Genomic DNA, 23,969 nt, shown 5'->3' with positions numbered 1-23,969 from the left:
ACCCGCATAACCTGATGTTCATCGGTTCCGCCATGCCTATCAACACTCTTCCTCTATCCCAAACTAGAATTCCAAGAAAAGTGAAGGTGCGTCATGTCTGACCGCGACCCTGTGCGCGTTGGCGTGCTTTTCTCGCATACTGGTGTCACCTCCACCATCGGGCTGTCTCAGCTTCACGGTGCCTTGCTGGCTATCGACGAAATCAACGAGGCTGGGGGCATCAACGGGCGCGAGCTTGTCCCGGTCCAATATGACGCCCAATCGAACCCGCAGCGCTATGCCCAGTTGGCGGAGCAGCTCATCGTGCAGGATAAGGTCAAAGTCATCTTTGGCTGCTACATGTCCAGCAGCCGTAAGGCCGTTATCCCTGTCATTGAGAAGTGGAACCGACTGCTGTTCTATCCGACCCCGTACGAGGGGTTCGAGTACTCGGCCAACGTGATTTACACGGGAGCCGCCCCCAATCAGAACAGTGTTCAGTTGGCGGAGTTCATGACAACCAACTTTGGCGCGCGGGTTTACTTTATTGGCTCGGACTACATCTACCCCTATGAGTCCAATCGCATCATGGGTGAGCTTGTGATGCAACGCCAGGGCAGCGAAAAGTTGGGGGAGAGATATGTGGCGCTGGACGCCACCGAGAAAGAGTTTGCGGAAATCATGGCTGACATCAGAAACAAACGCCCTGATTTCATCTTTTCGACAGTGGTCGGAGACTCCACGGCTGCTCTGTATCGCGCATATGCTGATGCTGGCTTTGACCCCAAGGTCATGCCCATCGGAAGCCTCACGACCTCGGAGGCCGAAATCTCTCAAATGGAGAAAGGACTGGTAACAGGCCACTACACCTCGGCTCCATACTTTCAATCCATCGAATCCGCTGCCAACGTACGCTGTCTGCAACGTCTTCGGCGGCGCTTGGGTGAGAATTGCGTCCCCAATCTGTGTTGGGAAGCCTCCTACTTTCAGATGCACATCTTCGCCAATGCGATGCGTCAGTCAGGCAGCGACGACATCGCTGAACTACTGCCGCGCGTGTTGGGGAGCGAGTTCGACGCTCCACAAGGTCGTGTGCGTATCGACCCTACCAACCACCACACTTGCTTGTATCCGCGCATTGGCCGTGTGAACGCTGAAAGTCAGTTTACTATCGTGCGCCAAGCGCGACGGTCGGTATACCCCGACCCCTATTTGGTTACCCATTCTCTAGGAGATTGGGCTGCGCGCTTGGACACTTTGGAGTCTTGATGGTCGACCGAGCTGAGCAGCCTCGAGCATTGCGAGCTACACCTCAACAGCTGAAAGAGCTTCGTACGCTGACTGTGGCGGTCATTCATCCCGATGACTCCGACGGCCGTCAACTTACGCAGCAACTACAGCGTATCGGCTGCAAGGTTCAGGCATTTTGGCCCCCGATGCAAACCATCGGCAAAGATGTGGACGTGGTGTTTATTGCTGTACGGCCTGAAATCCTCAACTTAAACATGGAATGGGCGCGAGAGGACGATGCACCAACCGTCATAGCAGTAGTCAACTACGAAAACCCCACTATCGTCGAAGTGGTGTTAGGTTTGGAGGCTAAGGCCGTTCTGCCTTCACCTGTGCGCTCGTTTGGTCTTCTCTCGTCACTTGTTATAGCTCGTGAGAACCACAAGGTGAACCGCGCCTTGGCTCGGCGATTGAAAAAGGTGGAGGCCAAGCTACTGGGGGTTAGGCACATCGCTGATGCCAAGGCCATTCTGATGAAGACCCATCAGGTTTCCGAGACAGAGGCCTACGACATGATTCGCAAACAAGCCATGGCAAAGAGAACCACGACAGAAGAGGTTGCCATGGCCATCGTCGAGGCTCATGAACTGCTGAGTATTTCCCTACCTTCGCGTAACCCACGGTCCGCATAGACATCCGGGCAAAGGCGACGTCCGCCCGAACTTCAAAGCCTAGTGCTCCTAACACCGGGGGAACGTCGGAGTCACCCAAGAGCTCAGCAATCGGATTTCTGATGCGGTCTACGGGGAATACATGGCACTTGCCGAGACGAGCTCGTGCATCACGGCTTCTCTGAGTGCTTGAGGTTCGAGCACCTCCACGTGCTTGCCGTGTCGCAAAATATCCATGGCGAGTTCGGTCGCGTCAGTGAACGGGACTTCCAGAAGAAGGGCCCCGATGGCCACCCCAAACTGCCCCACTTGTGGCCGGTCAAACTGCTCCAGGCAGGACGGTCGAATTATGAGGCTTCAGGGCTGATGGCGATGCGCGCGGCGGCCTCCTTGAGGCGGTAGCTCTTGCCCTCGAATTCCAGCATCGCGCAGCGGTGCATCAGGCGGTCCAGGATGGTGGTGGCCATGGTGGCGTCGCCCAGATACTTACCCCAGTCCTGCACCACCCGGTTGGAGGTCACCACGATCGACCTGCGCAACTTGTAGCGCTGGTGCACGATGGCCTGCAACACCTCGGCGGCGTGCTCGCTGATGCGCCGCGCCAGGAACAGGTCATCCAGGACCAGCAGGTCGGGCTGCACCCACTCCTTGAGCAGTGAGCCCCGCTCGGTGGCATTGCCCAGCGCGTAGCGGCCAAACTCGGTGTCCGCCTCCAGATAGCGCACATCGTGACCGGCCAGCGTGGCCTGGTAGGCCACCGCCTTGGCCAAGTGGCTCTTGCCCGTGCCGGGCTTGCCCACGATCAGTGCATTGGCGCCCTCTGCGATGAACTTGAGCGTGTGCAGCTCAAAGCAGGCCGATCTGGGCAGCTTGGGGTTGAAGCGCCAGTCAAAGTCGGCCAGCGTGACCTTCTCATCCAGCCCCGAGCGCTTGTAGCGGCGCTCCATCAGGCGCGTTCGGCGCCGGTCCAGCTCGTCTTGCAGCATGGCGGCGAAGGTCTCCAGGAACGGCTCCTGGCTGGCCTGGGCCTGCATCACGCGGGTCGACAGGGTCTCGGCAATGCCCGAGAGGCGCAATTCGCGCAGCGCGCGTTCGATCTCGGCCAGGTTCATGCCAGGCTCCCCGGTGCGGTGGTGGTGGCAGCGGTGGTACTGGATACGGTTGCCGTGGCCGTGGCTGCGGCGTGCGCGAAGAGATCACCGTACTCATCGACATCGCGGATGAGCCCGTGCTGCTGGGTCAGCTCTGGGGTGGTGAGCACCGCGCCGTTGTCACCGCTGGCATGGGCTTCAATGGCGGCGAGCGCCTGGGCAAAAAGACCCTCGCTCAAAGCCAGCACGCGCTTGTAGCTGTAGATGCCCTGCTCCAGGGCCTGGGCACAGGCGGCGTTGACGCAGTGGGCCGGGTAGCGCCGCACCAGAGCCACGATGCCCCAGAGCTTGCGCTGCCCGACCCGCCCCTCGATGGCAAAGAGCAGCTCACACAGACGGGCCGCATGTTCGCCGATCTCGCTGGCCTGGCGCAGGATGTAGCGGGTCTCGCGCGAGGGGTTGAACACCCGCTCGTCCTGGGGCAGCACGACAGAGCCAGGACGCTCGGCCTTGGGGTGGGTGCGCAGCAGATCGCCCGTGCTGGCCTGACGGATCTCGATGCGCTGGGCGTAGATGCGCACCAGCACCTTCGATCCGATGGCCGCCGGGCGCGCGGCGTAGCTGCTGTGCGCGACGCGCACGCAACTGTCATCGCACACCGTGCGCTCGACCTCGCTGAAATACTGCATGCCCAACAGCGGCAGCGCCTTGAGGTAGGCGCGTTCTTCCTCGAACATGGCCTGCACCTGGCGCCGCTCGGTGCCGTGGATGCGCTTGGCCGCCCAGTTCTTCTCCCAGTGCGCCAGGAACTCGTTGTGGGCCTCGATGGACTCGAAGCGCCGGCCCTTCAAGGCCGTGGCCTGGGTGTGGCCGATAGCGTGCTCGACCGTGCCCTTGCGGTTGGGGTCGCGTACCCGGGCTGGGTCGGCCACCACATGGTAGTGCGCCAGGGTGGCAGCGTAGACCTTGTTGAGTTCGGGTTCGTACAGGTCGGGCGTGATGACGCCTTCCTTGAGGTTGTCCAGCACCACGTACTGGGGGCAACCACCAAAGAAGCGAAAGGCCCGCTCGTGCAGCTCGGCCCAGATCTGGTGGCTGGACTTCCAGACCACGCAGCGAAAGCTTGCCCGCGAGTAGCGCAGCGTGGCCACGAACAGGCGGGGTTTGCGGTACCGATCAGAACCCGGCACCCGGGTGGGAGCGCCTTCGCCGTAGTCGACCTGCATCTCCTCGCCGGGCAGGAAGCTCAGGCGGTCGAACTGCTCGGGCTCCTTCTGGCGCAGTCGGGCCACGAAGCGTTTGACGGAGTTGTACTGGCCGGCAAAGCCGTGCTGGTCGACCAGGTCCTGGAAGATGGCCATGGCGTTGCGCTTGAGACGCAACTGCGCCTGGATGAACTCACGGTGGGGTTCGCACAGGGAGGAAGCCAGTGGCGCAGGGGCAACAGCAGGAGCCGGTGGCCGGGGTGGGGCAGTTTGACTGGCCACCGCCTCAGAGCCGGTGGCCACCCCGGGGCAGTTTGCCCGTTCGGCCGCAAAGCGTTGCCGGTAGGCGCGGATGGTGTGACGGGAGATACCTGTGACCCGCTCGATCTCTCGCTGGCTGGCGTTGGCCTCCAGCAGCGTCCATATGGTGGTTTGCAAGTGTGGCTTCAAGACGTTCACTCCGGTGGTCCCCTCGTTGGTGAGGGGGTGAAAGTAACGTCCTGCCTGTCGGCCAGCGGGCGACCAACATGCCAAGCTCAATGCATCAGGTCACCACTGGTCAGGTGGAGCAATTTGGGTGGCCATAAGTGGAGCACTTTGGGTGGCCGCCGGGGAAGGGTTCCGTCAGAAGCGAGTTGAGACTTTTGCTCAGGATGCCAGACTTCTCGCGCGACCCAGCGTGACCTTGGCGCCGTGAAGCGCAATCGCGCCCACTGAACGTAGCCACCGGAGTAGATGCCGTAGCCGGCGCCAATGAATTTCTCCAGCTGCGCAGCATCCGCCTCGAAGGCTGTCTCCTGGGTGGCATTCCCCCCGCGTCAGAATAGATGTCGCCCGCCCCCCCGCGTCAGAATAGATGTCGCCCGCATTGGCCGCTTGGATTGAATGTCAGGCGACACCGTAAATTGACCCCCTAGCGACACGAGGAACTGACCCCCTCGTTCGCAAGGAGGCCATCGTTGGAAACGAAGCACATTGAGGTAGATCCTGTGCGCCGTGTGGTTTGCGGAGTGCAGGAGATGTTGGAGCCGGAAGCGATCACGACGATCGTTCGCTTGGGGCAGTCGGGGTGGGGCGCGAAGCGGATCGCCAGGACGTTGGGCGTCGCGCGCAACACGGTGCGGCGGTATCTGAACGCGGGTGGGCCGGTGCCGTATAAGCGGCCACAGCGCACCGGCGTTTTGGTCGGTCATGAAGCATGGCTGCGGGAGCGCTTCCTGCAGCACCGGGGTAACTGCGACGTGGTGCGTCAGCAGTTGAGCAAGGAGCTTGGGATCGACACGAGCCTGCGCACGGTCGAGCGCGCGTGCCGAGGGTTCCGCCAGGAACTCGAAGCGAGTCGCCGTGCGACGATCCGCTTCGAGACCGCGCCGGGTGAGCAAATGCAGATCGACTTTGGGCAGACGCGCGTGATGATCGGCGGCGAGTCGGTACGGGTGTTCCTCTTTGTGGCCACACTGGGCTACTCACGCAAGGGGTTTGCCTGCGCATTCCGCCACGAGCGCCAAAGCGCCTGGTTCGCTGGCATCGAGGCGGCGTTCGCCCACTTCGGCGGACGGCCGCAGACGCTCCTCATCGACAATGCCAAGGCACTGGTCGACAAGCACGACACGCCCACGCGCCAGGTTCGGCTCAACAGCCGCTTTGAGGCGTTCTGCCGCCACTGGGACATCGCAGCCCGGGCGTGCGCGCCGTTTCGCGCCCGCACCAAGGGCAAGACCGAGAACGGCGTGGGCTACGTGAAGAACAACGCCATCGCCGGTCACGCCTTCGAGAGCTGGGCGGCGATGCAGGCGCACCTGGCGCGCTGGCAGCGCGAGGTGGCCGATGTGCGCATCCACGGCACGACGGGCGTCACGCCCGCTGAGCGCTTCGAGTTGGAGCGTGCGCATCTGCGCCCGATCGCCGGCATCGCCCCCTTCCTGCAGGTGCGCGAGCTCGTGCGCCGGGTCAATGCCGAGGGCTGCATCGAACTGGACACCAACGCCTACAGCGTGCCGTGGCGCTTGATCGGCGAGACGGTGACAGTCATCGTCAGCGCCGACACGGTGGTGGTCGAGTACGCCGGTGAGGAAGTGGCCCGCCACGCGCAGCTGCGCGGCAGTCGCGGGCGCAGCATCGAGCGTAGCCATCTGCTGGGTGGGTCACCGCCGCCGGCCGCAATCGAAGTGCCGCCGCCCACCGATGCGCTGCTGCGTCCGTTGGCCGAATACGAAGCGCTCGTCGGAGGAGGCTGGTGATGATCGATACCGACCGACTCGACGAACTGCTCACCCGGCTGCGGCTGACGGCAATTCGCGATCAGCTCGACAGCCTGCTCGACGAAGCCGGCCGGGCGCAGATGACGCTGCGCGAGGCGCTGCTGTTCCTGGCTGAGCGCGAGGTCGCCCGGCGCGACACGCGGCGCATCCAGATGGGCATGAAGCTCGCCCGCTTCCCGTGCGTGCGCACGCTCGACGGCTTCGACTTCGACGCCCAGCCCTCGATCGATCCGGGGCAGATCCGGGATCTGGCCACCGGCCGCTGGATCGGCCACGGCCAGGCCCTGTTGCTGCTCGGCCCGCCCGGCGTGGGCAAGACGCACCTGGCGGTCGCCCTCGGGCGCGAGGCGGTCGAGCGCGGCTACACGGTGCTCTTCACCTCGGCGGCGGCGCTGATGGCAGGGCTCACGAAGGCGCACGTCGACGGACGGCTCGAGGAGAAGCTGCAGCAGCTCTCCAAGCCCAAGCTGCTGATCATCGACGAACTGGGCTACCTGCCGCTCGAGCCGGCTGCGGCACACTTGTTCTTCCAGCTCGTGTCGCGGCGCTACGAGCGCGCCAGCATGCTGATCACCAGCAACCGGCCGGTTGGCGAGTGGGGGCAGGTGTTTGGCGACGCGGTCGCCGCCACCGCCATCCTCGATCGGCTGCTGCACCACAGCCAGGTCATCACGATCCGGGGCGACAGCTATCGGCTGCGCGACAAGCGCCGCAGCGGCCTTCTGCACAAGGCCGCTGCCCCCACCCCGATCACGTCAGAGAGTTGATTAACCCGGGGGTCAATTCCAGATGTCGTCAGGGGGTCAAATCTTCGTGTCGCTTGACACCCGGGACCGGATGGGCGACGGGCGGCGGCCCGGATGCGGCAGCTTCGGGGTGTCGGGGCGAAGCCCTGACTGACGACGCTTCGGCGGAGTCATCGCCGTCCCCCGATCCGGTGGAGGGTGTCAGGATTTTTGTGTGGGGGGCCTACCATGCACTCGTTTTTGGTGATCGCCTGCAACCTGGGTGTCAACACCTCCTCAATATCAAATGCCAACACGTGTTCGCCAGTGGTGCCAACCGCGTGAAAACGAACCGCCACCGCAAGCGCAAACGATCTGCTGTTAGCCTGCTGATATCGCGCCACCACCGCTGCTAACCCGGTGCCAGCCGCGTGCCACCACCACCGCCACCGGCATGTCGCCCGTGGTACCAACAGAGCGCCACCGGCAATCTCAACCGGGCGCCAATCCGTTGCCAACCCGTTGGCACCAGCCCGGAAACCTTTTTCTGTTCCACCCCGTTCTCTATGGGGTGCGAGCGCCCCCGTGGCGCCTTGGTCCAATCCTCTCCAGAGGGAGCTTCATCATGGAATCGAGTCTGCATGAGCTTGCGGCCCGACAGCCGCGACATCGCCGCCCGGCGCTTGAACGAATGATTAGGCTGCTGCCGGAGATCGAGCAGGTGCATGCTGCCGGATGGTCATTGCGAGAAATCCACGCACATATGATGCTGCGCGACGATTTCCAAGGCCGACGCTTCAGCTTCGCCCGCTTTTGTCGGCTCCTCGCCTGCGCCCGCCAGGTGCAACAGCAGACCGCCGCTGCCAAGCCGGTGGTGGCGCCTGTGCCTGCCACCCCAGTGGCGGCGCCTGTGCCCGTGGCCGCTCCAGCGCCTGTTGCCGCGCCTGCGCCGGTGGTGGTGCCCGTGGCCGCTCCAGCGCCTGTTGCCGCGCCTGCGCCGGTGGCGCCCGCGCCTGCGCCGGTGGTAGTGCCTGCGCCTGCCACCCCAGTGGTGGCGGCAACACCTTCGAGGGCAGCGGTGCCGGTCACGACGCAGGCCTTGGCGGCCACGCAGGCCTCGGCGGCCAACCCGCAGGCCCCGATCCCGGTGGCGCAGCAGTTCAGCATCGAGGATCTCATGCGGCTGGCGCGGCCTTTCAAGGAAGTGCCGCAGGTGCCCATCCCGCAGCCAATCGAAACGCCGCAGCTGACCGGAGAGCAAGGGCGGCTGCGCAAGATCGAGCTGGGCGAGCACGTCACCACAGTCGAGGAAATGCTGGACAACAGCATGCGGCTGCTGTCGGTGCCGCCATGCCCGCCGGAGCAATCGCGCGCCGTGGCGCAGGCGATGATCGATCAGCACCTGCAAGACATCGCAAACAACCGTTACGTCAGCCAGCGCCCGCCGTTCCTCTACGAACTTGCGATCTTCTTCTACGCCCACTTCGTGCGCGATTATGACCGCTCGCACGACCCGTTGATCGGCTTTCGCGATGCGGGCGACGTGTGGAAGCCCATGATGATCGAATTTCTCAAGCGCCGCCCGCCCTACGGCGATGCGGTGGAGCTGTGGGCGCTGCGCAGCCTGCGCCTGCCGGACGAGGAAAAAGCCAAACTGACGATGGACAGCTTCGTGCGGTATGTCTCCAACCTGATGCGCGACATCATCGCTAATGCCGTCGACAGGCGGGAGGCACAGCTTGAGGCCAAGCCCGCCTAGCGCCCCTTTTTGTTCCACCCCTTTCTCTATAGGGTGCGGGCGGCGTGCCCGTAATGTCTCAAGGAAAGGAGCCTCTTCGTGAAACCTGTCATCTTCTCCTGACCTTGCCCGCGAGTTCCGGATCCCATAGCTGAGACCGTTACGCAGCCTGCCTTTTCTGGGCGGCAAGCCAAGCCCGTTCGAATTGCATCGGACTGACATAGCCCAACGACGAATGAAGCCGCCGGTGGTTGTAGAACGTCAGCCAGTCGACGATCTCGTCCATGGCGTCGCGCCGGGTCTTGAAGCGTTTGCCGTGCAGCCTGCCCACCTTGAGCGAGCCCCACAGGCTTTCCGTGGGCGCATTGTCCCAGCAGTTCCCCTTGCGACTCATCGAGCTGCGCATGCCGTAGCCGGTCAGCGCCTTCTGGAAGTCGGCACTGCAGTATTGGCTGCCGCGATCGCTGTGGCATATCAGTCCCGGCGGCGGATGGCGGCGGAACCAGGCCATGTGCAACGCGTCAATCACCAGCTCGCGCCGCATGTGCGGCTGCATCGACCAGCCCACGACCTGGCGGCTGAACAGGTCGATGATCACCGCCAGGTACAGCCAGCCCTCGTCGGTGGCCACATACGTGATGTCGCTCGTCCACACGGCGTTCGGCGTGGCCGGCTTGAACTGCCGATCCACAAGGTTCGGCGCCACCGGCAGCTTGTGGTTGCTGTCGGTCGTAGCCTTGAACTTGCGCTTGCCTCGGGCGCGGATGCCGTGCAGGCTCATGAGCTTGCGAACGCGCTCCTTACCCACCCGAATGCCGCGTGCCAGCAGTTCCTTCCAGATCCGCGGCCAGCCGTACTCGCCACGCGTTTCGGCATGGATCGCTCGGATATGAACCAGCAGAGCATCGTTGCTGATCCCACGTCGTGGTCGTGCCTGGCGCACACGGTGGTCGTGGTACCCACTGGGGCTCACCCCCAGAACTGCGCACGCCACCGACACGGGCCAGCGCTTGCGGTTACGCTCGATCCAGGCGTACTTCACCCCCGCTCCTTCGCGAAGTACGCCGTCGCTTTTCCCAGGATGTCGCGCTCCATCTTGACCCGCGCCAGCTCCGCGCGCAGCCTGGCGATCTCCATCTGCTCTGGGCTCACCGGCTTGCTTCCAGCCCCCGCCAGACGACCGTCTCGGTCCGCACGGATCCAGTTGTGCAGCGTCTGTTGCGCAATGCCCAGGATCTTCGCCGTCGCCGCCATGCTCTGGCCAGCCTTGACCAGCCTGACCGCTTCCAGCTTGAACTCCAGCGTGTAGCGCGCTCTCGTTGCCTTCGTCACTTCCGTTCTCCTTGCCTGTATTCAACCACTCAGCAAGGGATCCGGTTTCCAGGGGCAAGGTCATCCCACGGCGAAAAGGGCGGTGTGGGCAAGTCCACGGTGGCCGCACTCATGTGCGATGCCCTGATCTTTCGCGGTGAGAAGCGCATCGCCATCGTCGATGGGGACGCCACCACCGCCGATGTCACGCGGCGCTACGGTGCGCACGCGGCATCGAGTGCCGTCATCGGCCTTGCTGACCCGAGCGAAAAAGAACGTGCAATCAACAAGCTGCTGGACTACATCGCGCAAGTTCACCTCGATGTCGATGCCATCGTCGTCAACTTGCCTGCCACCGCCTCGGAAACGGTCGATCCCGAAGCCGAGATCATCCGGCAAACGCTCGAAGACCTCGATCTTGAGCCGCGCATCGTGTACTCGGCCAGTAACAACACGGTGGCGTTTGAGGCGCTGAAGCAATCGTTCAAACAGGGTCTTGCCCGGGCCTGCGAAAAGCGCCTGGCGCTGGCCCCGGCATTCCTGCGCGACGATGGGCTGCTTAAGCTGCTGCAGAAGGTCGTGCCCGATGCGGCGGAGTTTGAGCGGCTGCCTGCTGACACCTACGCGCTCATCCAGCAGCATGCCACGATCCCGATGTACCACTTGGCCCTGGGCAACCATCCCGATGCGCTCAAAAGCCCGATCCAACGCATCCGCATCTCGGGCTGGACGCAGCGCGGCATCAAGACGCTTGCGCCGGTGCTGGAGGACGTGATGGGCGCCTATGGCAGGCACACAGCAGCGGCGCAGCAGGCCGCGCGGGAGCCGGTGCGGGCCGCCTGACCGCTGGAGGGCCGCAAAGCCCCGATCGGCCATTGCGGGCACCCAAAGCCCAATGCCGAAGCGCGGCTCTTGCGGCCTTGCAGCCGCGATGCGGCGGCATCGCCGGCAGGCGCCGCGGCTGGCGCTCGAAAGGGATGGGGCCGCGCTGGCGCGCGGCGGGGAGTGGCAAAGGAAGGTTGCGGGCTGCTGGCCGTCCAACCTTCTCACTTCTCACCACCGCGTCCTCTCCCCCCCAACTGGGGGATAGTGGGGGATAGAAATCACCTTCTCTTGCTCTCCTCCCCCGCCCCGAAGGGGCGGCCCATCTGAATCATGATGGGCCGGCCTCCTTCAAGGGCCGGCCCCTGAATCTGTATCTGAATATGTATCTGCCGCCGCCGCGGTTTTGCTGCACGCATCGCGGTTTTGCTGCACGCCATCGCGGTTTTGCTGCACGCCATCGCGGTTTTGCTGCACGCCATCGCGGTTTTGCTCCACGCCCACCACATCGCAGCCCGGCTTCGGCGAGCAGCGCCGCACCCGGTCGTCCTCCAGCAGCACCCCGGCGGCGGCGAGGCCTTCGGCATCGGCTCGGGCTTCGCGGCGGCGGTCGCGCATGCCTTGCTCGCTGATATCGCCGCCCGCCACGGTCTTGATCAGGCCGTCCAGCGTCCAGCCTCCGCTCGGCTCGGTCTTGTGCGTGAGCACGTGCCGCGCGATCGCCTGGCTGATGCCGTGCTGTAGCCGCGTGATCGGCATGGGGTCGTGGCCAATCCAGGACTTGTGCGACAAAGCAAGACAATTTCAGCGCGGCCGTGCCCGGCCGGGTGGACGGCAGGGCAGGGAAGGACTATAGTAGCGGAAGGTATTACCTTTCACTACGGGGGCCACATGGCAACGGCAACATCCATCAAGCTCGATGACGAGCTGAAAGGGCGCGTCCAGCACCTGGCCGAAGCCCGCCGGCGCACATCGCACTGGATCATGCGAGAGGCCATCGCGCAGTACGTCGAGCGCGAGGAAAAGCGCGAAGCGTTCAAACAGGATGCGCTCCGCGCCTGGGAAGACTATCAGCGCACCGGCCTGCATCTGACACTTGAGGAAGCCGACGCCTGGCTGGCGAAGCTGGAAGCCGGCGAGGATGCGGAGCTGCCTAAGTGCCACGTCTGACATGGACGCCGCCGGCACTGGCTGATGTGCAGCGGCTCTACCGCTTCCTCGCGCCCAAGGATGCCGACGCAGCGCAACGCGCAGTGAAGGCGATCCGGGCCGGGGTCAAGATTCTGGCCCATCAGCCACACATCGGCCGGCCGGTCGAGGACATGGAACCCGAGTTTCGGGAATGGCTGATCGACTTCGGCAGCAGTGGCTATGTGTCAGGTCCCGGACGATTACGTGGTTTGAAGATGAAAAGATCGGGGCGTTGAGGGTACCACTTTTTCAAGGCCTCCAGAGGTGTTATGTGTCCGATTGCCTTCTGGGGTAAATGATGGTTGTACAGCCAAACATAACGGGTCAAGGTAGTCTCGAGGTCCTCGGCGCTGTTGAAGTGATGGGTGGCAAGGACCTCGGCAATACGGCCGTTGAAGCGTTCGACCATGCCATTGGTCTGAGGGTGTCTGGGCTTGGTGAGGCGATGCTCGATGCCAAGGGCCTGGCAGAGCTGATCGAACTCGTGCTTCCCGGACGGTGCGCGCGCGCCTGAGGCGAAGAGGCGATCCGTGAACTCCTTGCCGTTGTCGGTGAGGATGTGCGTGATTCTGACCGGGCAGGTCTTGTGCAAGGCCTTCAGGAAGCTTCTGGCCGCGGCTGCGGTCTTGTTTGGCTTAATCTGGATGAAGACCCAACGGGTGGCGCGGTCAATGGCGACGAAGAGATAACGCCTCTGATGTTCGTCGGGCATCTGCGGCAGGTACTTGACGTCGATGTGCAGGTAGCCCGGCATGTAGGTCTTGAATGGCTTGGAAGCAGGCGCATCCTTGGCTTCACTGGGCAGTTGGGATAGGCCATGGCGCTTGAGCAGACGATACAGCCCAGAACGTGAGGCCCGGGGGTTGATGAACTCCCGTGTGACCACCAGCAGATCGTCAAGGGGTAGCTGGAGGGTCTTGCGCAGCTCCACCACCAAAAGCTCCTGCGCCGGGGTGAGCGTCGTCTGCAAACGATGCGCGGTATGCGGGCGATCTTCCACAAAGTCCCGACGCTTCCAGCGGCGGATGGTGTCTTCGGATACGCCCAACTCGGCTGCCAAGGCCGCAACCGACAAGGACGAGGACTGGATGTAGGCGCGGGTGGCGGGGGTTGTGGTGGCGTTTTTGTGTAGGCGAATAATCATGGTTGAGCGCTCCGGAGGTTGTCGATCAGCTCTCGCATCACTGCGCGACTAACGAAGAGTGCACGACGCGAAGGATCTATGCAATCGTCCGGAACCCTACAGCTATGTCGCCCTCTACCGCTTCGACGGGGAGAACATCGCCATTCTTGCTGTTCGACACCAGAAAGAAGCGGGCTATTGATGACGGATGACAACAGCGGCCGCCAGGCTGACATTGCACGCGCAATTATGCAAATTGCGCGTTTCCACCCCAGCCGCCAGCGGCGGCTATAGCGGCTTCTAGCCCCGTTTCCACGGCGGCAGCGCGCTCAAGTCAATCACCGCGCTGCGCAGCAGCGGCTCCGGATGCGTCGGCACCAGCCTGCGCACCTCACGTACTCCACGCTCACGCAGCCGCTCGCGGTACGCCGCCTGCCGTTCGGCGGCGGTAGCGTATTTGCGGGGGCGGCCGCGCTTCGGCGGCGGGGTGTCGGACTGGCTTTCCACTTTCGTCACTCCTCACGAAACGTGCATGTATTTTATCACGTGTTACGAAAATAGGGCGGCCAAGATGATGATTTATTTTCATCATGCGCGATGTTGCGATAGTTTATTACGTAACGCGTGACGAAAATACAGGCCGCCGCCCGACATCCAGCCCGGTCCCGGGCCTGCCACCGCCGCTGCGCACCACCGCCCCGCCGCCGCCGATGGCTGCAAACGGCCCTAAACGGGCCGTAGAGCGATTTTTGGGGCGCGAGGCTACCACCCCAGCTACACCACAAAAAAACCGCTCTACCGGCCCGCTAAAGCGCTTCTGCGGCCACCGCGGTCCTGCAGCCAGCTGCGCTCCAGCATCATCGCCAGCAAGCTACGCTGCTGGCGCTCGGGAGGTATGGGTGCCGCGCTGCGCGCGGGGACGGGGGCAAAGGAAGGTTGCGGGCTGTTGGCCATCCAACCACCTCACTGCTCACCACCACCCCCTCTCTCCCGCTCAACCACCTTCTCTTGCCCCCTTCCCCCGCCCCGAAGGGGCGGCCCTACTGCAAGGCCCAGACGCCGCCAAAAGCGGCGGCTGTGGCCGCGCATGCTAGAGACTCTTAGAGAGTCTTAGAAGGATTTCCGGTGTCGAGCTAAGTACTTGTTTTTTCTGCATAAATCCAGGGGGGGTGGGGAAAGTTATCCAGGGGGGTGGGGAAAGTTATCCAGGGGGTTGGGGAAAGTTATCCGGGGGGTTGGGGAAAGTTATCCGGGGGGTTGGGGAAAGTTATCCAGGGGGGTGAGGCTTGGCTGGCCGCTTGATCTCCCACTTGTTGCGCGCGTACTCGGTCACCTGCCAACCCAGCGCTTCGAGCTCGGCCAGCGCCTTGCGGGCGGTCTGCCGCCGCTTCTTCATCGCCTCGGGTGAGGCTTGGTCCGGCCAGACATAGCCGCACAGCGTGTCAAGCTCCACCCGCCGGGACTTGCCTGGGTCGATCCATCCGCACAGCCGCTGGTGGATCAGTCGTGCGGGGTCGGTGCGCAGCGCCCGTACTTCGGCCATGTCGATGCGGGCGTGATGCCCCCCGCCGATGACGGCAAGCGCGATCATCGGGTTGAGCGCCACGAACAGCTTGCCGTCCTGCTCATCGCTTGCGTAGTCCGACAGCAGCCGAAAGCCCATCCGCTTACTGCCCGCCTGCGCGATGATGGATACCTTCCAGAGCCGCTCGATGCATTCGCGGATAGCTCGCGAGTCGTCCGGGTCGGCGTAGCCAATCTCGCGCGCCAGCGCCCGATAGCTTCCCTTGACCACCAGGGCGTTTTGCCGGACGGCATCCCACTTGAGTTCCAAGGCCTGCCGGGCTTGCTGCCCAGCCTCGGTCTTGGACTCTGGTGTCAGCACGAGGCCTTCGGGGCCTGCCATCGCCACCAGCCCCTGCAGCACGCGCAAGTCGTCGGCGCCGAGCGGCTCTGGGCCGCTGAACTCGATGCGTCGCCCATCGCCGCAGTCGTACACCACGTGCAGCTTCGCGTGCTTGCGTTCGCCGCGCTTGAGGCTGCGAAACAGCCCCGGCGCAAGGCAGTGCGCCCTGTCAAGCCGCGCGTGCGTCAGTTCATGCTTCGTCACGGCGACCTCCCTTCTTGCCGCCAGCCTTGAACAAATCGACCGGCAGCAGCACGCCGCCCTCGTGCCTGCAGTACCAGCGCTCGGGCTGCGGCTCGTCGTAGTTCTGCTTGCTGGTGCCGGACCGCACGAAATAGCCCCGCCGCTCCTCGCCGATCGGGCGCAGGTCTGAGCGATCGCTCCAGTGCTGCGCTTCCTCCTCGGTCATGCGCGCCACGTAGCCGCACCAGCGGACGTTGTCGATGAGGGCGGAGGCGCCGCGCGCGGCCTGCTGCTGGTCGGCCTGGCCTTCGCGGGTGCTGTTTTTGTTGACGTGGTGCAGGAACAGCACCGCTGCGCCGGTCTGCGCGGCCAGGTACTCCAGCGTGGTCACCAGCCGCGCCATGTCGCCGTTGCTGTTCTCGTCGAGCGTGTGGATGCGGCTCAAGGTGTCCAGCACGATAAGCCGGGTGTTGGCGCATTGATCCACGATGGCTGCCAGCTGCGCCTCATCCATGATGTTGAGGCGCTTGCCCAGGATCGGCTCGATCGTCAGGTTTTCGGCGATGGCTTCCCGCGCGACTTCGCTCAAATGCCTGCCCATAGCGTGCAACCGCCGCACCAGCACCGGCTTGGGGTCTTCGCCTGCGAAATACATCACCTGCCCGGTGTGCTTGGGCGCCAGCCCCAGCAAGTCGCCGCCAGGCGCGTTGCATGCCACGGCCATCGCCGCCTGCAGCGCCCAAAAGCTCTTGCCGGTGGCGCCGGGGGCCACCAGTGCGCCCACGGTGCCAGCCAGAAAGCCCGGCCAGATGAAGTCAAGTTCGGGCGGCTCCTGAGTAAATGCCGCCATGATGTCAATAGCCATCGCACTCTCTCGGTAACGCAGGCACGCCGCCTGCGTCCCGTAGAGAAAGAGGTGGAACAAAAAAGGGCCAAGGGGTGCCCTGGGGCGCCGGGATGGGGCAAGGCAAGGGGCGCGGGGCGGTTGGCCTCTGGGTGGTAAAGTTCGTGCCGAGCTTTGCGGCAGCTGTGGCTTCAGGTGCGCGGCAGTCCGCAGAAAATACGCAACAGCGAGCTAAGGCCTTGATTTTTCAAGATGGGTGATGCTCCCCCCGCGCACCAACGGCCCAATCCCCCCTCTGTCTGACGCCCGCATGATTGACTTTGTGCCAGCGCCCGATTGGCACCCCGTTGCCACGGTCGCCGTGTTCGCCATCGTTTATCTCGGCATGTTCCTGGGGGGCTTGCCGCGGCTCAAGCTGGACCGCTCCGGGGTGGCGGTGCTTGGGGCCATCGCCATGATCGCGGTCAACGGCTGGTCCGTCGAGGAGGCCGCCGCGGCCATCGACCTGCCGACGCTGGTGCTGCTGTTCGCGTTCATGGTGCTGTCGGCGCAGATGCGGCTCGGGGGCTTCTACACCGCCGTCACCCGGGCCGTCGGTGGCTGGCCGCTGGCGCCGACGGCGCTCATGGGCGCGCTGCTGGTGGTGGTGGCGGCGCTGTCGGCCGTGTTTTCCAACGACGTGGTGTGCCTGGCGGTCACACCGGTCGTCGTGCGCATGGCGTGGCAGCGCGGCTGGGATCCGGTGCCGTGGCTGGTGGCGGTGGCTTGTGCCGCCAACATCGGTTCGGCCGCCACGTTGATCGGCAATCCTCAGAACATGCTCATCGGCTCCGTCATGGGAATTCCGTTCGGCGCCTATGTGCGTGCGGCATTGCCACCGGTGCTGCTGGCGCTTGCCGGGCTGTGGGCATTCATGGCCTGGCGGTTGCGCACCGGCGCCACGCCGACCGTGCCACTCCGTCCGCTGACGGGGGCGGCTGCTGGGGTCGATCTCGATACGCCAGCGTTCGACCGGTGGCAATCCACCAAAGGGCTGCTGGTGGCAGGGGTGCTGCTGATGGTGTTTTTGTTCACCGACTGGCCCCACGAGGTGGCGGCGCTGGTCGCCGCGGGCATCTTGCTGCTGAGTCGCCGTTTGCACTCGGCGCAGGTCATGGGGCTGGTCGACTGGCCGTTGCTGCTGCTGTTTGCCGGGCTGTTCATCGTCAACCACGGCTTCGAGGGTACGGGGTTGGCGGCGCAGGCCGTCGCTGCCTTGGCGGCGCGCGGCATCGCGCTGGCTGATCCGCTCGTGCTGGCCGTGGCGGGTGTGACGTTGTCCAACCTGGTGTCCAACGTGCCGGCGGTCATGCTGCTGCTGCCGCACCTGCAGGGGCACGATCAGGGCGTCACGCTGGCGCTGGTCAGCACCTATGCAGGCAACCTGCTGTTGGTGGGGTCGATCGCCAATTTGATCGTGGCCGATCTGGCGCAGCGCGACGGCATCACGCTCGACTGGCGGCGACATGCGGCCATCGGCGTGCCCGCCACCGTCATCAGCTTGCTGGCGTGGTGGGGCTGGCAGGCGCTGGCGGCCTGGACGGGCTTCGCTACAATGTGAAGTTTGCCCGCTGCAGCCGGATCGACCGATTCGCGCAGCGCCGACTTTTGGGATTTGTCCGGCGGACAGGCCCGTTTTCGAACCACAGGAGCAATCATGGCAGTCAATGTCGAAACCCTGGACAAGCTCGAGCGCAAGATCACGCTCGAGCTGCCGCTCGAGGCGATCCAGAAAGAGGTGGACGCCCGTCTGAAGCGGCTGCAGCGCCAGGTCAAGATGGATGGTTTTCGGCCCGGCAAAGTGCCGTTGTCGGTGGTGGCGCAGCGCTACGGCTACTCGGTGCAGTACGAGGTGATGAACGACCAGGTCGGGCAGGCGTTCAACGCCGCGATTGCCGAGGCCCAGCTGCGCGTCGCGGGTCAGCCCCGCATCAGCGAGAAGGACGGCGCGCCCGAGGGGGTGGTGGCGTTCGAGGCGGTGTTCGAGGTGTTTCCCGAAGTCAAGCTCGGCGACCTGTCGGCGGTCGAGCTCGAGAAGCTCGAGGCCGAGGTGGACGAGGCCGCGATCGAGCGCACGCTGGAGATTTTGCGCAAGCAGCGCCGCACGTTCACCCCGCGCGCCGAGGGCGAAGCCGCGCAGGCCGGGGATCGCGTGACGATCGACTTCGAGGGCAAGATCGACGGCGAGCCGTTCGAAGGCGGCAAGGCCAGCGACTTCCGCTTCGTGCTCGGCGAGGGCCAGATGCTCAAGGAGTTCGAAGATGCCGTGCTGGGTATGAAGGTGGGCGAGTCCAAGACCTTCCCGCTCGCGTTCCCTGCCGACTACCACGGCAAGGAAGTCGCCGGCAAGACCGCAGACTTCCTGGTCACGGTCAAGGGTATCGAGCAGCAGCAGTTGCCGGAGATCGACGAGGCGTTCATCCGCTCGCTCGGCATCGAAGAGGGCACGATGGAGGCGCTGCGCGCCGACATCCGCCGCAACCTCGAGCGCGAGGTCAGGTTCCGTCTACAGGCGCGCAACAAGACGGCGGCGCTGGACGCGCTGGCCGCCGCGGCTGAGCTGGATTTGCCCAAATCGGCGATCGAGGCCGAGATCGACCGCCTGGTCGAGGGCGCGCGCAACGACCTCAAGCAGCGCGGCATCAAAGATGCGGACAAGGCCCCGATTCCGCGCGAGCTGTTCCAGTCGCAGGCCGAGCGCCGTGTGCGCCTGGGCCTGGTGGTGGCCGAGCTGATCAAGGCCAACGATCTGCGCGCCACGCCCGAGCAGATCGACGCGCACCTGCGCGAGCTGGCGGCCTCCTACGAGTACCCGGAAGAGGTCGTGCGTTGGTACCAGTCCAACCCCGAGCGCATGGCCGAGATCGAGGCCATCGTGCTGGAAAACAACGTGGCCGACCATATCTTCAGCCAGGCCAAAGTGACGCCCAAACGCATCGACTTTGCCGAGCTGATGGGCCAAGGCTGACGCGTCGACGGTGCTGGCGCACGCCCCTCGTGGGGGGGGCGGCGATAGCGGTGGAGGGCGGACGCGGTCCGCCCTTTTCGTTGGGTCCGCATCGCAAAGTGCCGGGAGCGGTTACAGTAAGACCCCGAACACCCTCTTCGACTTTCTCGGAGCGAAACGACGCATGAGCGCATTGGATGCAAAGAACCTAGGCCTGGTCCCGATGGTCATCGAGCAATCGGGCCGGGGCGAGCGCGCCTACGATATCTACTCCCGCCTCCTGAAGGAGCGGGTCGTCTTTCTGGTCGGCCCGGTCAACGACCAAACGGCCAACCTGGTGGTCGCCCAGTTGCTGTTTTTGGAGAGCGAAAATCCCGACAAGGACATTTCGCTCTACATCAACTCGCCGGGCGGCTCGGTCAGCGCCGGCATGGCGATCTTCGATACCATGAACTTCATCAAGCCCGACGTCTCGACGCTGTGCATCGGCATGGCGGCCAGCATGGGGGCGTTCCTGTTGGCGGCGGGTGCCAAGGGCAAGCGCTTCGCCCTGCCCAACTCGCGCGTCATGATCCACCAGCCGCTGGGCGGGGCGCAGGGCCAAGCGACGGACATCGAAATCCACGCGCGCGAGATTCTGCGCCTGCGTGCCGACCTCAACCGTATCTTGAGCGAGCGCACCGGCCAGCCGCTGGAGAAAATCGAGCGCGACACCGAGCGTGACTACTTCATGTCGGCGACCGAAGCGGCGCAGTACGGCTTGGTCGACAAAGTCATCGACAAGCGCGCCTGATACCGCCGTCCCCGCCATCCCATCCAACGCTACGCAAGGCAACGCACCACCCATGGCCGAGAAAAAAGGCAGCCGCGACAAGACCCTGTATTGCTCGTTTTGCGGCAAGAGCCAGCACGAGGTCAAAAAGCTCATCGCAGGGCCATCGGTCTTCATCTGCGACGAGTGCATCGACCTGTGCAACGACATCATCCGCGACGAGACGGCCGGCACCGAGCTGGGCGCGCCAACCGTCACCGACACGCTGCCCACGCCGGCCGAGATCAAGGCCCACCTGGACCAGTATGTGATCGGGCAGGAAGCCGCCAAAAAGACGCTGGCGGTGGCCGTGTACAACCACTACAAGCGGTTGCGCCACAACGATGAAGTGAAAAAGAGCGGCGTCGAGCTGGCCAAAAGCAACATTCTGCTCATCGGCCCCACCGGTTCGGGCAAGACGCTGCTGGCGTCCACACTGGCGCGCAAGCTCGACGTGCCGTTCGTGATGGCCGACGCCACCACGCTGACCGAGGCCGGTTACGTGGGCGAGGACGTGGAAAACATCATCGCCAAGCTGCTGCAGACGTGTGACTACGACGTGCAAAAAGCCCAGCGCGGCATCGTCTACATCGACGAGATCGACAAAATCACGCGCAAGTCGGAAAACCCCTCGATCACGCGCGATGTCTCGGGCGAGGGGGTGCAGCAAGCGTTGCTCAAGCTGATCGAGGGCACGGTGGCCAGCGTGCCGCCCCAGGGCGGTCGCAAGCATCCCAACCAGGACATGCTGCAGGTGGACACGACCAATATCCTGTTCATCTGCGGTGGCGCCTTTGCGGGGTTGGAGAAGATCATCGAGCAGCGCACCGAAGCCTCGGGCATCGGGTTTGGCGCGGCGGTGCGCAGCAAGCGCGAGCGCCCGGTCACCGAGCTGTTTGCCCAGGTGGAGCCGGACGACCTGGTGCGCTACGGGTTGATTCCTGAGTTGGTGGGTCGCCTGCCGGTCGTCACCGCGCTGGCCGAGCTGACCGAAGACGCGCTGGTCGATATCCTGACCGTGCCCAAGAACGCGGTCGTCAAACAATTTGCCGAACTGTTTGCGATGGAGGGGGTCGAACTGGAAGTGCGACCCGCCGCCCTGCGAGCGATCGCGCGCAAGGCGCTGCAGCGCAAGACCGGCGCGCGCGGCCTGCGCTCGATCCTCGAGCAGGCGCTCATGGATACCATGTTCGAGTTACCCAGTCTGCGCAACGTCGAGCGCGTGGTGGTGGAAGAAGCCACCATCACCGAGGGCAAGGCCCCGTTGCTCGTCTACCGCGAAGCGGCCAAGCAGGCCTGAGCGCGTATCCCGGCGCCGGGCGCACGGGGCGCTTGAAGTCCGGCTTCGCCGCCCCCAACTGTGCCGCGAGAAAGGAACCCTTCCATGTCCGGACAAACCCCGCTTCCCCCCCAGCCCGTCGAGCTGCCGCTGTTGCCGCTGCGCGACGTGGTGGTATTTCCCCACATGGTCATCCCGCTGTTCGTGGGGCGGCCCAAGAGCATCAAGGCGCTCGAGGCCGCGATGGCGCACGAGCGGCGCATCGTGCTGGTGGCCCAAAAGACCGCGGCCAAGGACGAGCCCAAGCCCGGTGACCTGTTCGAGATGGGGTGTGTGGCCAGCATCCTGCAAATGCTCAAGCTGCCCGACGGTACCGTGAAGGTGCTGGTCGAGGGGGTGCAGCGCGCCAAGGTGCTGCAGGTCGAGGAGGGCGAAGCGCACTTTTCGGCCAACGTGCTGCCGGTCGATGCCGAGGCGGAGCAGCGCGGGGTGGACCCGACCGAGCTCGAGGCGCTGCGCCGCGCCGTGATGCAGCAGTTCGACCAGTACGTCAAGCTCAACAAGAAGATTCCGGCCGAGATCCTGACCTCGATCGCCAGCATCGACGATCCGGGGCGGCTGGCCGACACCATCGCGGCGCACCTGCCGCTCAAGCTCGAGGCCAAGCAAAGCGTGCTCGACCTGGAGCAACTGGTGGCGCGGCTGGAAAACCTGTTCGCGCAGCTCGAGGCCGAGGTCGAGATCCTCAACGTCGACCGGCGCATCCGCGGGCGCGTCAAGCGCCAGATGGAGAAGAACCAGCGCGAGTTCTACCTCAACGAGCAGGTCAAGGCCATCCAGAAAGAGCTCGGTGAGGGCGAAGAGGGCGCCGATCTGGAGGAACTCGAGAAAAAAATCAAGGCCGCGCGCATGCCCAAGGAGGCGCGCAAGAAAGCCGAAGCCGAGCTCAAGAAGCTGCGGCTGATGTCGCCCATGTCGGCCGAGGCCACCGTGGTGCGCAACTACATCGACGTGCTGGTCAACCTGCCCTGGAGCAAAAAGACCAAGGTGCGCCACGACCTGGCGTATGCGGAGGAGGTGCTCAACGCCGACCACCACGGGTTGGAGAAAGTCAAGGAGCGCATCCTGGAGTACCTGGCGGTACAACAACGGGTGGATAAGGTCAAGGCGCCCATTCTGTGTCTCGTGGGCCCGCCGGGCGTGGGCAAGACATCGCTGGGCCAGTCCATCGCGAAGGCCACCGGGCGCAAATATGTGCGCATGGCGCTGGGCGGCATGCGCGACGAGGCCGAAATCCGAGGCCATCGCCGTACCTACATCGGCGCCTTGCCCGGCAAAGTGTTGCAAAACCTCACCAAGGTGGGGGTGCGCAACCCGCTGTTCTTGCTCGACGAGATCGACAAGCTGGGCATGGACTTCCGCGGTGACCCGGCGTCGGCCCTCCTGGAGGTGCTCGATCCCGAGCAGAACCACACCTTCCAGGACCACTACGTCGAGCTCGACTTCGACCTGTCGGACGTGATGTTCGTGGCCACGTCCAACTCGCTCAATATCCCGCCGGCGCTGCTGGACCGCATGGAGGTCATCCGCCTGTCGGGCTACACCGAGGACGAAAAGGTCGCCATCGCGCTGCGCTACCTGCTGCCCAAGCAGCGCGCCAACAACGGGGTCAAGGACGACGAGCTGGAGGTGACCGAGGCCGCGGTACGCGACATCGTGCGCTACTACACACGCGAGGCCGGTGTGCGCGCGCTGGAGCGCGAAATCTCGCGCATCTGTCGCAAGGTGGTCAAGGGGTTGCTGCTGGGCAAGATGCAAAAGCCCGTCGTCGTCACGCCAGACAACCTGGCCGACTTTTTGGGCGTGCGCAAATACACCTATGGCCGCGCGGAACAGCAAAACCAGGTCGGCCAGGTGGTGGGCCTGGCATGGACGGAGGTGGGGGGCGATCTGCTCACCATCGAGGCGGCGATCATGCCGGGCAAGGGCAACGTCATCCGCACCGGTTCGCTGGGTGACGTGATGAAAGAGTCGGTCGAGGCCGCGCGCACCGTGGTGCGCAGCCGCTCGCAGCGGCTGGGCATTCCCGACGAGATGTTCGAGAAAAAGGATATCCACATCCACGTGCCCGACGGTGCCACGCCCAAGGATGGCCCGAGCGCGGGTATTGCGATGACGACGGCCATGGTGTCGGCGCTGACCGGCATCCCGGTGCGGGCGGACGTCGCCATGACGGGCGAGATCACGCTGCGCGGCGAGGTCACGGCCATCGGTGGCCTCAAAGAGAAGCTGCTGGCTGCGCTGCGTGGCGGCATTCGCACCGTGCTCATCCCCGAGGACAATGTCAAAGACTTGGCCGAGATCCCCGACAACGTCAAGCAAGGGCTGGAGATCGTGCCGGTGAAGTGGATCGACCGCGTGTTGGAGTTGGCGCTGGAGCGCATGCCGCAGCCGCTGCCGGAAGCGGTGCCAGCAGTGGTCGAGCCCGCGGCAGCCGGGGTCGAGCCACCGGCGGTCACGCATTGAGCGGCGCCGACCCCGCATCAGAAGCGGCCGATTTTTGGTATAGAATAATGGCTTCAGACGGCGCGACGACAACGTCGCTGAAGTTTG

The 23,969-nt window shown here is 64.4% G+C and carries 22 protein-coding genes; 13 read left to right on the top strand and 9 right to left on the bottom strand.

The window, feature by feature from the left end; all coding sequences use genetic code 11:
• The first annotated feature begins 93 nt into the window (after positions 1–93).
• Both ACPYIS_RS13290 and ACPYIS_RS13285 read left to right on the top strand, forming a co-directional pair.
• Positions 94–1,248, top strand: a complete 1,155-nt coding sequence (locus ACPYIS_RS13290) for a transporter substrate-binding domain-containing protein (protein ID WP_425973688.1) — start codon at positions 94–96, stop codon at positions 1,246–1,248.
• Entirely contained in the window at positions 1,248–1,901 is a 654-nt protein-coding gene (locus tag ACPYIS_RS13285) for an ANTAR domain-containing response regulator (protein WP_425973687.1), read from the top strand. The genes ACPYIS_RS13290 and ACPYIS_RS13285 overlap by 1 nt, the downstream gene beginning before the upstream one ends.
• 108 nt (positions 1,902–2,009) lie before the next feature.
• On the opposite strand, the gene ACPYIS_RS13280 is transcribed toward ACPYIS_RS13285, so the two are convergent.
• The 3 genes from ACPYIS_RS13280 to istA (ACPYIS_RS13270) are packed head-to-tail and all read right to left on the bottom strand — an operon-like array spanning position 2,010 to position 4,635.
• Positions 2,010–2,174, bottom strand: a complete 165-nt coding sequence (locus ACPYIS_RS13280; protein WP_425973685.1) for a WYL domain-containing protein — start codon at positions 2,172–2,174, stop codon at positions 2,010–2,012.
• A gap of 53 nt (positions 2,175–2,227) precedes the next feature.
• Positions 2,228–2,992: an IS21-like element helper ATPase IstB gene (gene istB, locus ACPYIS_RS13275; protein ID WP_045786199.1), complete on the bottom strand. Its 765-nt coding sequence runs from the start codon at positions 2,990–2,992 to the stop codon at positions 2,228–2,230.
• Positions 2,989–4,635 carry an IS21 family transposase gene (gene istA, locus ACPYIS_RS13270; protein WP_424894389.1) on the bottom strand — a complete coding sequence of 549 codons (1,647 nt, stop codon included), beginning with the start codon at positions 4,633–4,635 and terminating at the stop codon, positions 2,989–2,991. The genes istB (ACPYIS_RS13275) and istA (ACPYIS_RS13270) overlap by 4 nt, the downstream gene beginning before the upstream one ends.
• A 560-nt stretch (positions 4,636–5,195) precedes the next feature.
• Here istA (ACPYIS_RS13270) and istA (ACPYIS_RS13265) point away from each other — a divergent pair.
• From istA (ACPYIS_RS13265) to ACPYIS_RS13255, 3 genes are all read left to right on the top strand, one after another.
• Positions 5,196–6,416 carry an IS21 family transposase gene (gene istA, locus ACPYIS_RS13265; RefSeq protein WP_211669397.1) on the top strand — a complete coding sequence of 407 codons (1,221 nt, stop codon included), beginning with the start codon at positions 5,196–5,198 and terminating at the stop codon, positions 6,414–6,416.
• Positions 6,416–7,204: an IS21-like element helper ATPase IstB gene (istB, locus tag ACPYIS_RS13260; protein ID WP_425973684.1), complete on the top strand. Its 789-nt coding sequence runs from the start codon at positions 6,416–6,418 to the stop codon at positions 7,202–7,204. Before istA (ACPYIS_RS13265) ends, istB (ACPYIS_RS13260) begins: the two co-directional genes overlap by 1 nt.
• A gap of 649 nt (positions 7,205–7,853) precedes the next feature.
• Positions 7,854–8,921, top strand: coding sequence for a hypothetical protein (locus ACPYIS_RS13255; RefSeq protein WP_425973683.1), 1,068 nt, complete (start codon positions 7,854–7,856; stop codon positions 8,919–8,921).
• A 139-nt stretch (positions 8,922–9,060) separates the two neighbouring features.
• Here the strand turns inward: ACPYIS_RS13255 and ACPYIS_RS13250 are convergent.
• Positions 9,061–10,232 (bottom strand): IS3 family transposase gene (locus ACPYIS_RS13250; RefSeq protein WP_424859250.1). Its coding sequence is split into 2 segments (ribosomal slippage): positions 9,061–9,977 and positions 9,977–10,232, totalling 1,173 coding nucleotides; the frame shifts between segments, so codons are not numbered across the junction.
• A gap of 84 nt (positions 10,233–10,316) precedes the next feature.
• On the opposite strand from ACPYIS_RS13250, the gene ACPYIS_RS13245 reads away from it, so the two are divergent.
• Positions 10,317–11,054, top strand: coding sequence for a hypothetical protein (locus ACPYIS_RS13245; RefSeq protein WP_425973682.1), 738 nt, complete (start codon positions 10,317–10,319; stop codon positions 11,052–11,054).
• A 330-nt stretch (positions 11,055–11,384) separates the two neighbouring features.
• On the opposite strand, the gene ACPYIS_RS13240 is transcribed toward ACPYIS_RS13245, so the two are convergent.
• Positions 11,385–11,792, bottom strand: a complete 408-nt coding sequence (locus tag ACPYIS_RS13240; protein ID WP_425973681.1) for a hypothetical protein — start codon at positions 11,790–11,792, stop codon at positions 11,385–11,387.
• A 132-nt stretch (positions 11,793–11,924) separates the two neighbouring features.
• On the opposite strand from ACPYIS_RS13240, the gene ACPYIS_RS13235 reads away from it, so the two are divergent.
• A complete protein-coding gene (locus ACPYIS_RS13235) occupies positions 11,925–12,203 on the top strand; it encodes a CopG family ribbon-helix-helix protein (protein ID WP_132963706.1) in 279 nt (92 codons plus the stop codon).
• Positions 12,191–12,460: a type II toxin-antitoxin system RelE/ParE family toxin gene (locus tag ACPYIS_RS13230; protein WP_425973679.1), complete on the top strand. Its 270-nt coding sequence runs from the start codon at positions 12,191–12,193 to the stop codon at positions 12,458–12,460. The genes ACPYIS_RS13235 and ACPYIS_RS13230 overlap by 13 nt, the downstream gene beginning before the upstream one ends.
• Here the strand turns inward: ACPYIS_RS13230 and ACPYIS_RS13225 are convergent.
• The 4 genes from ACPYIS_RS13225 to ACPYIS_RS13210 all read right to left on the bottom strand — a co-directional run bounded on the left by ACPYIS_RS13225 (position 12,403) and on the right by ACPYIS_RS13210 (position 16,301).
• On the bottom strand, positions 12,403–13,368 hold the full coding sequence (locus ACPYIS_RS13225) for an IS481 family transposase (protein ID WP_424894388.1): 966 nt from the start codon (positions 13,366–13,368) through the stop codon (positions 12,403–12,405). The two genes, ACPYIS_RS13230 and ACPYIS_RS13225, sit on opposite strands and share 58 nt — an antisense overlap.
• A gap of 279 nt (positions 13,369–13,647) precedes the next feature.
• Complete coding sequence (locus ACPYIS_RS13220; protein WP_185971244.1) at positions 13,648–13,854, bottom strand: hypothetical protein; 207 nt, start codon at positions 13,852–13,854, stop codon at positions 13,648–13,650.
• 760 nt (positions 13,855–14,614) lie between these two features.
• Complete coding sequence (gene repC / locus ACPYIS_RS13215; protein WP_425973678.1) at positions 14,615–15,457, bottom strand: replication protein C, IncQ-type; 843 nt, start codon at positions 15,455–15,457, stop codon at positions 14,615–14,617.
• Positions 15,444–16,301, bottom strand: coding sequence for a helicase RepA family protein (locus ACPYIS_RS13210; RefSeq protein ID WP_425973677.1), 858 nt, complete (start codon positions 16,299–16,301; stop codon positions 15,444–15,446). Before ACPYIS_RS13210 ends, repC begins: the two co-directional genes overlap by 14 nt.
• A 289-nt stretch (positions 16,302–16,590) precedes the next feature.
• Here ACPYIS_RS13210 and ACPYIS_RS13205 point away from each other — a divergent pair, with 289 nt between their 5' ends.
• The 5 genes from ACPYIS_RS13205 (at position 16,591) to lon (ending at position 23,882) form a co-directional block, all read left to right on the top strand.
• Positions 16,591–17,880, top strand: a complete 1,290-nt coding sequence (locus ACPYIS_RS13205) for an SLC13 family permease (RefSeq protein WP_425973676.1) — start codon at positions 16,591–16,593, stop codon at positions 17,878–17,880.
• A 96-nt stretch (positions 17,881–17,976) separates the two neighbouring features.
• On the top strand, positions 17,977–19,287 hold the full coding sequence (tig, locus tag ACPYIS_RS13200) for a trigger factor (protein WP_425973675.1): 1,311 nt from the start codon (positions 17,977–17,979) through the stop codon (positions 19,285–19,287).
• 163 nt (positions 19,288–19,450) lie between these two features.
• Entirely contained in the window at positions 19,451–20,059 is a 609-nt protein-coding gene (gene clpP / locus ACPYIS_RS13195; protein ID WP_299020038.1) for an ATP-dependent Clp endopeptidase proteolytic subunit ClpP, read from the top strand.
• 52 nt (positions 20,060–20,111) lie between these two features.
• Entirely contained in the window at positions 20,112–21,377 is a 1,266-nt protein-coding gene (gene clpX / locus ACPYIS_RS13190) for an ATP-dependent Clp protease ATP-binding subunit ClpX (protein WP_424858935.1), read from the top strand.
• An 84-nt stretch (positions 21,378–21,461) separates the two neighbouring features.
• On the top strand, positions 21,462–23,882 hold the full coding sequence (gene lon, locus ACPYIS_RS13185; RefSeq protein ID WP_299020034.1) for an endopeptidase La: 2,421 nt from the start codon (positions 21,462–21,464) through the stop codon (positions 23,880–23,882).
• Positions 23,883–23,969 lie beyond the last annotated feature (87 nt).

This window comes from Tepidimonas sp. HKU78 (assembly GCF_049860815.1).
GTDB lineage: Bacteria > Pseudomonadota > Gammaproteobacteria > Burkholderiales > Burkholderiaceae_C > Tepidimonas.
This window is presented reverse-complemented; position numbering and strand designations above follow the sequence as displayed.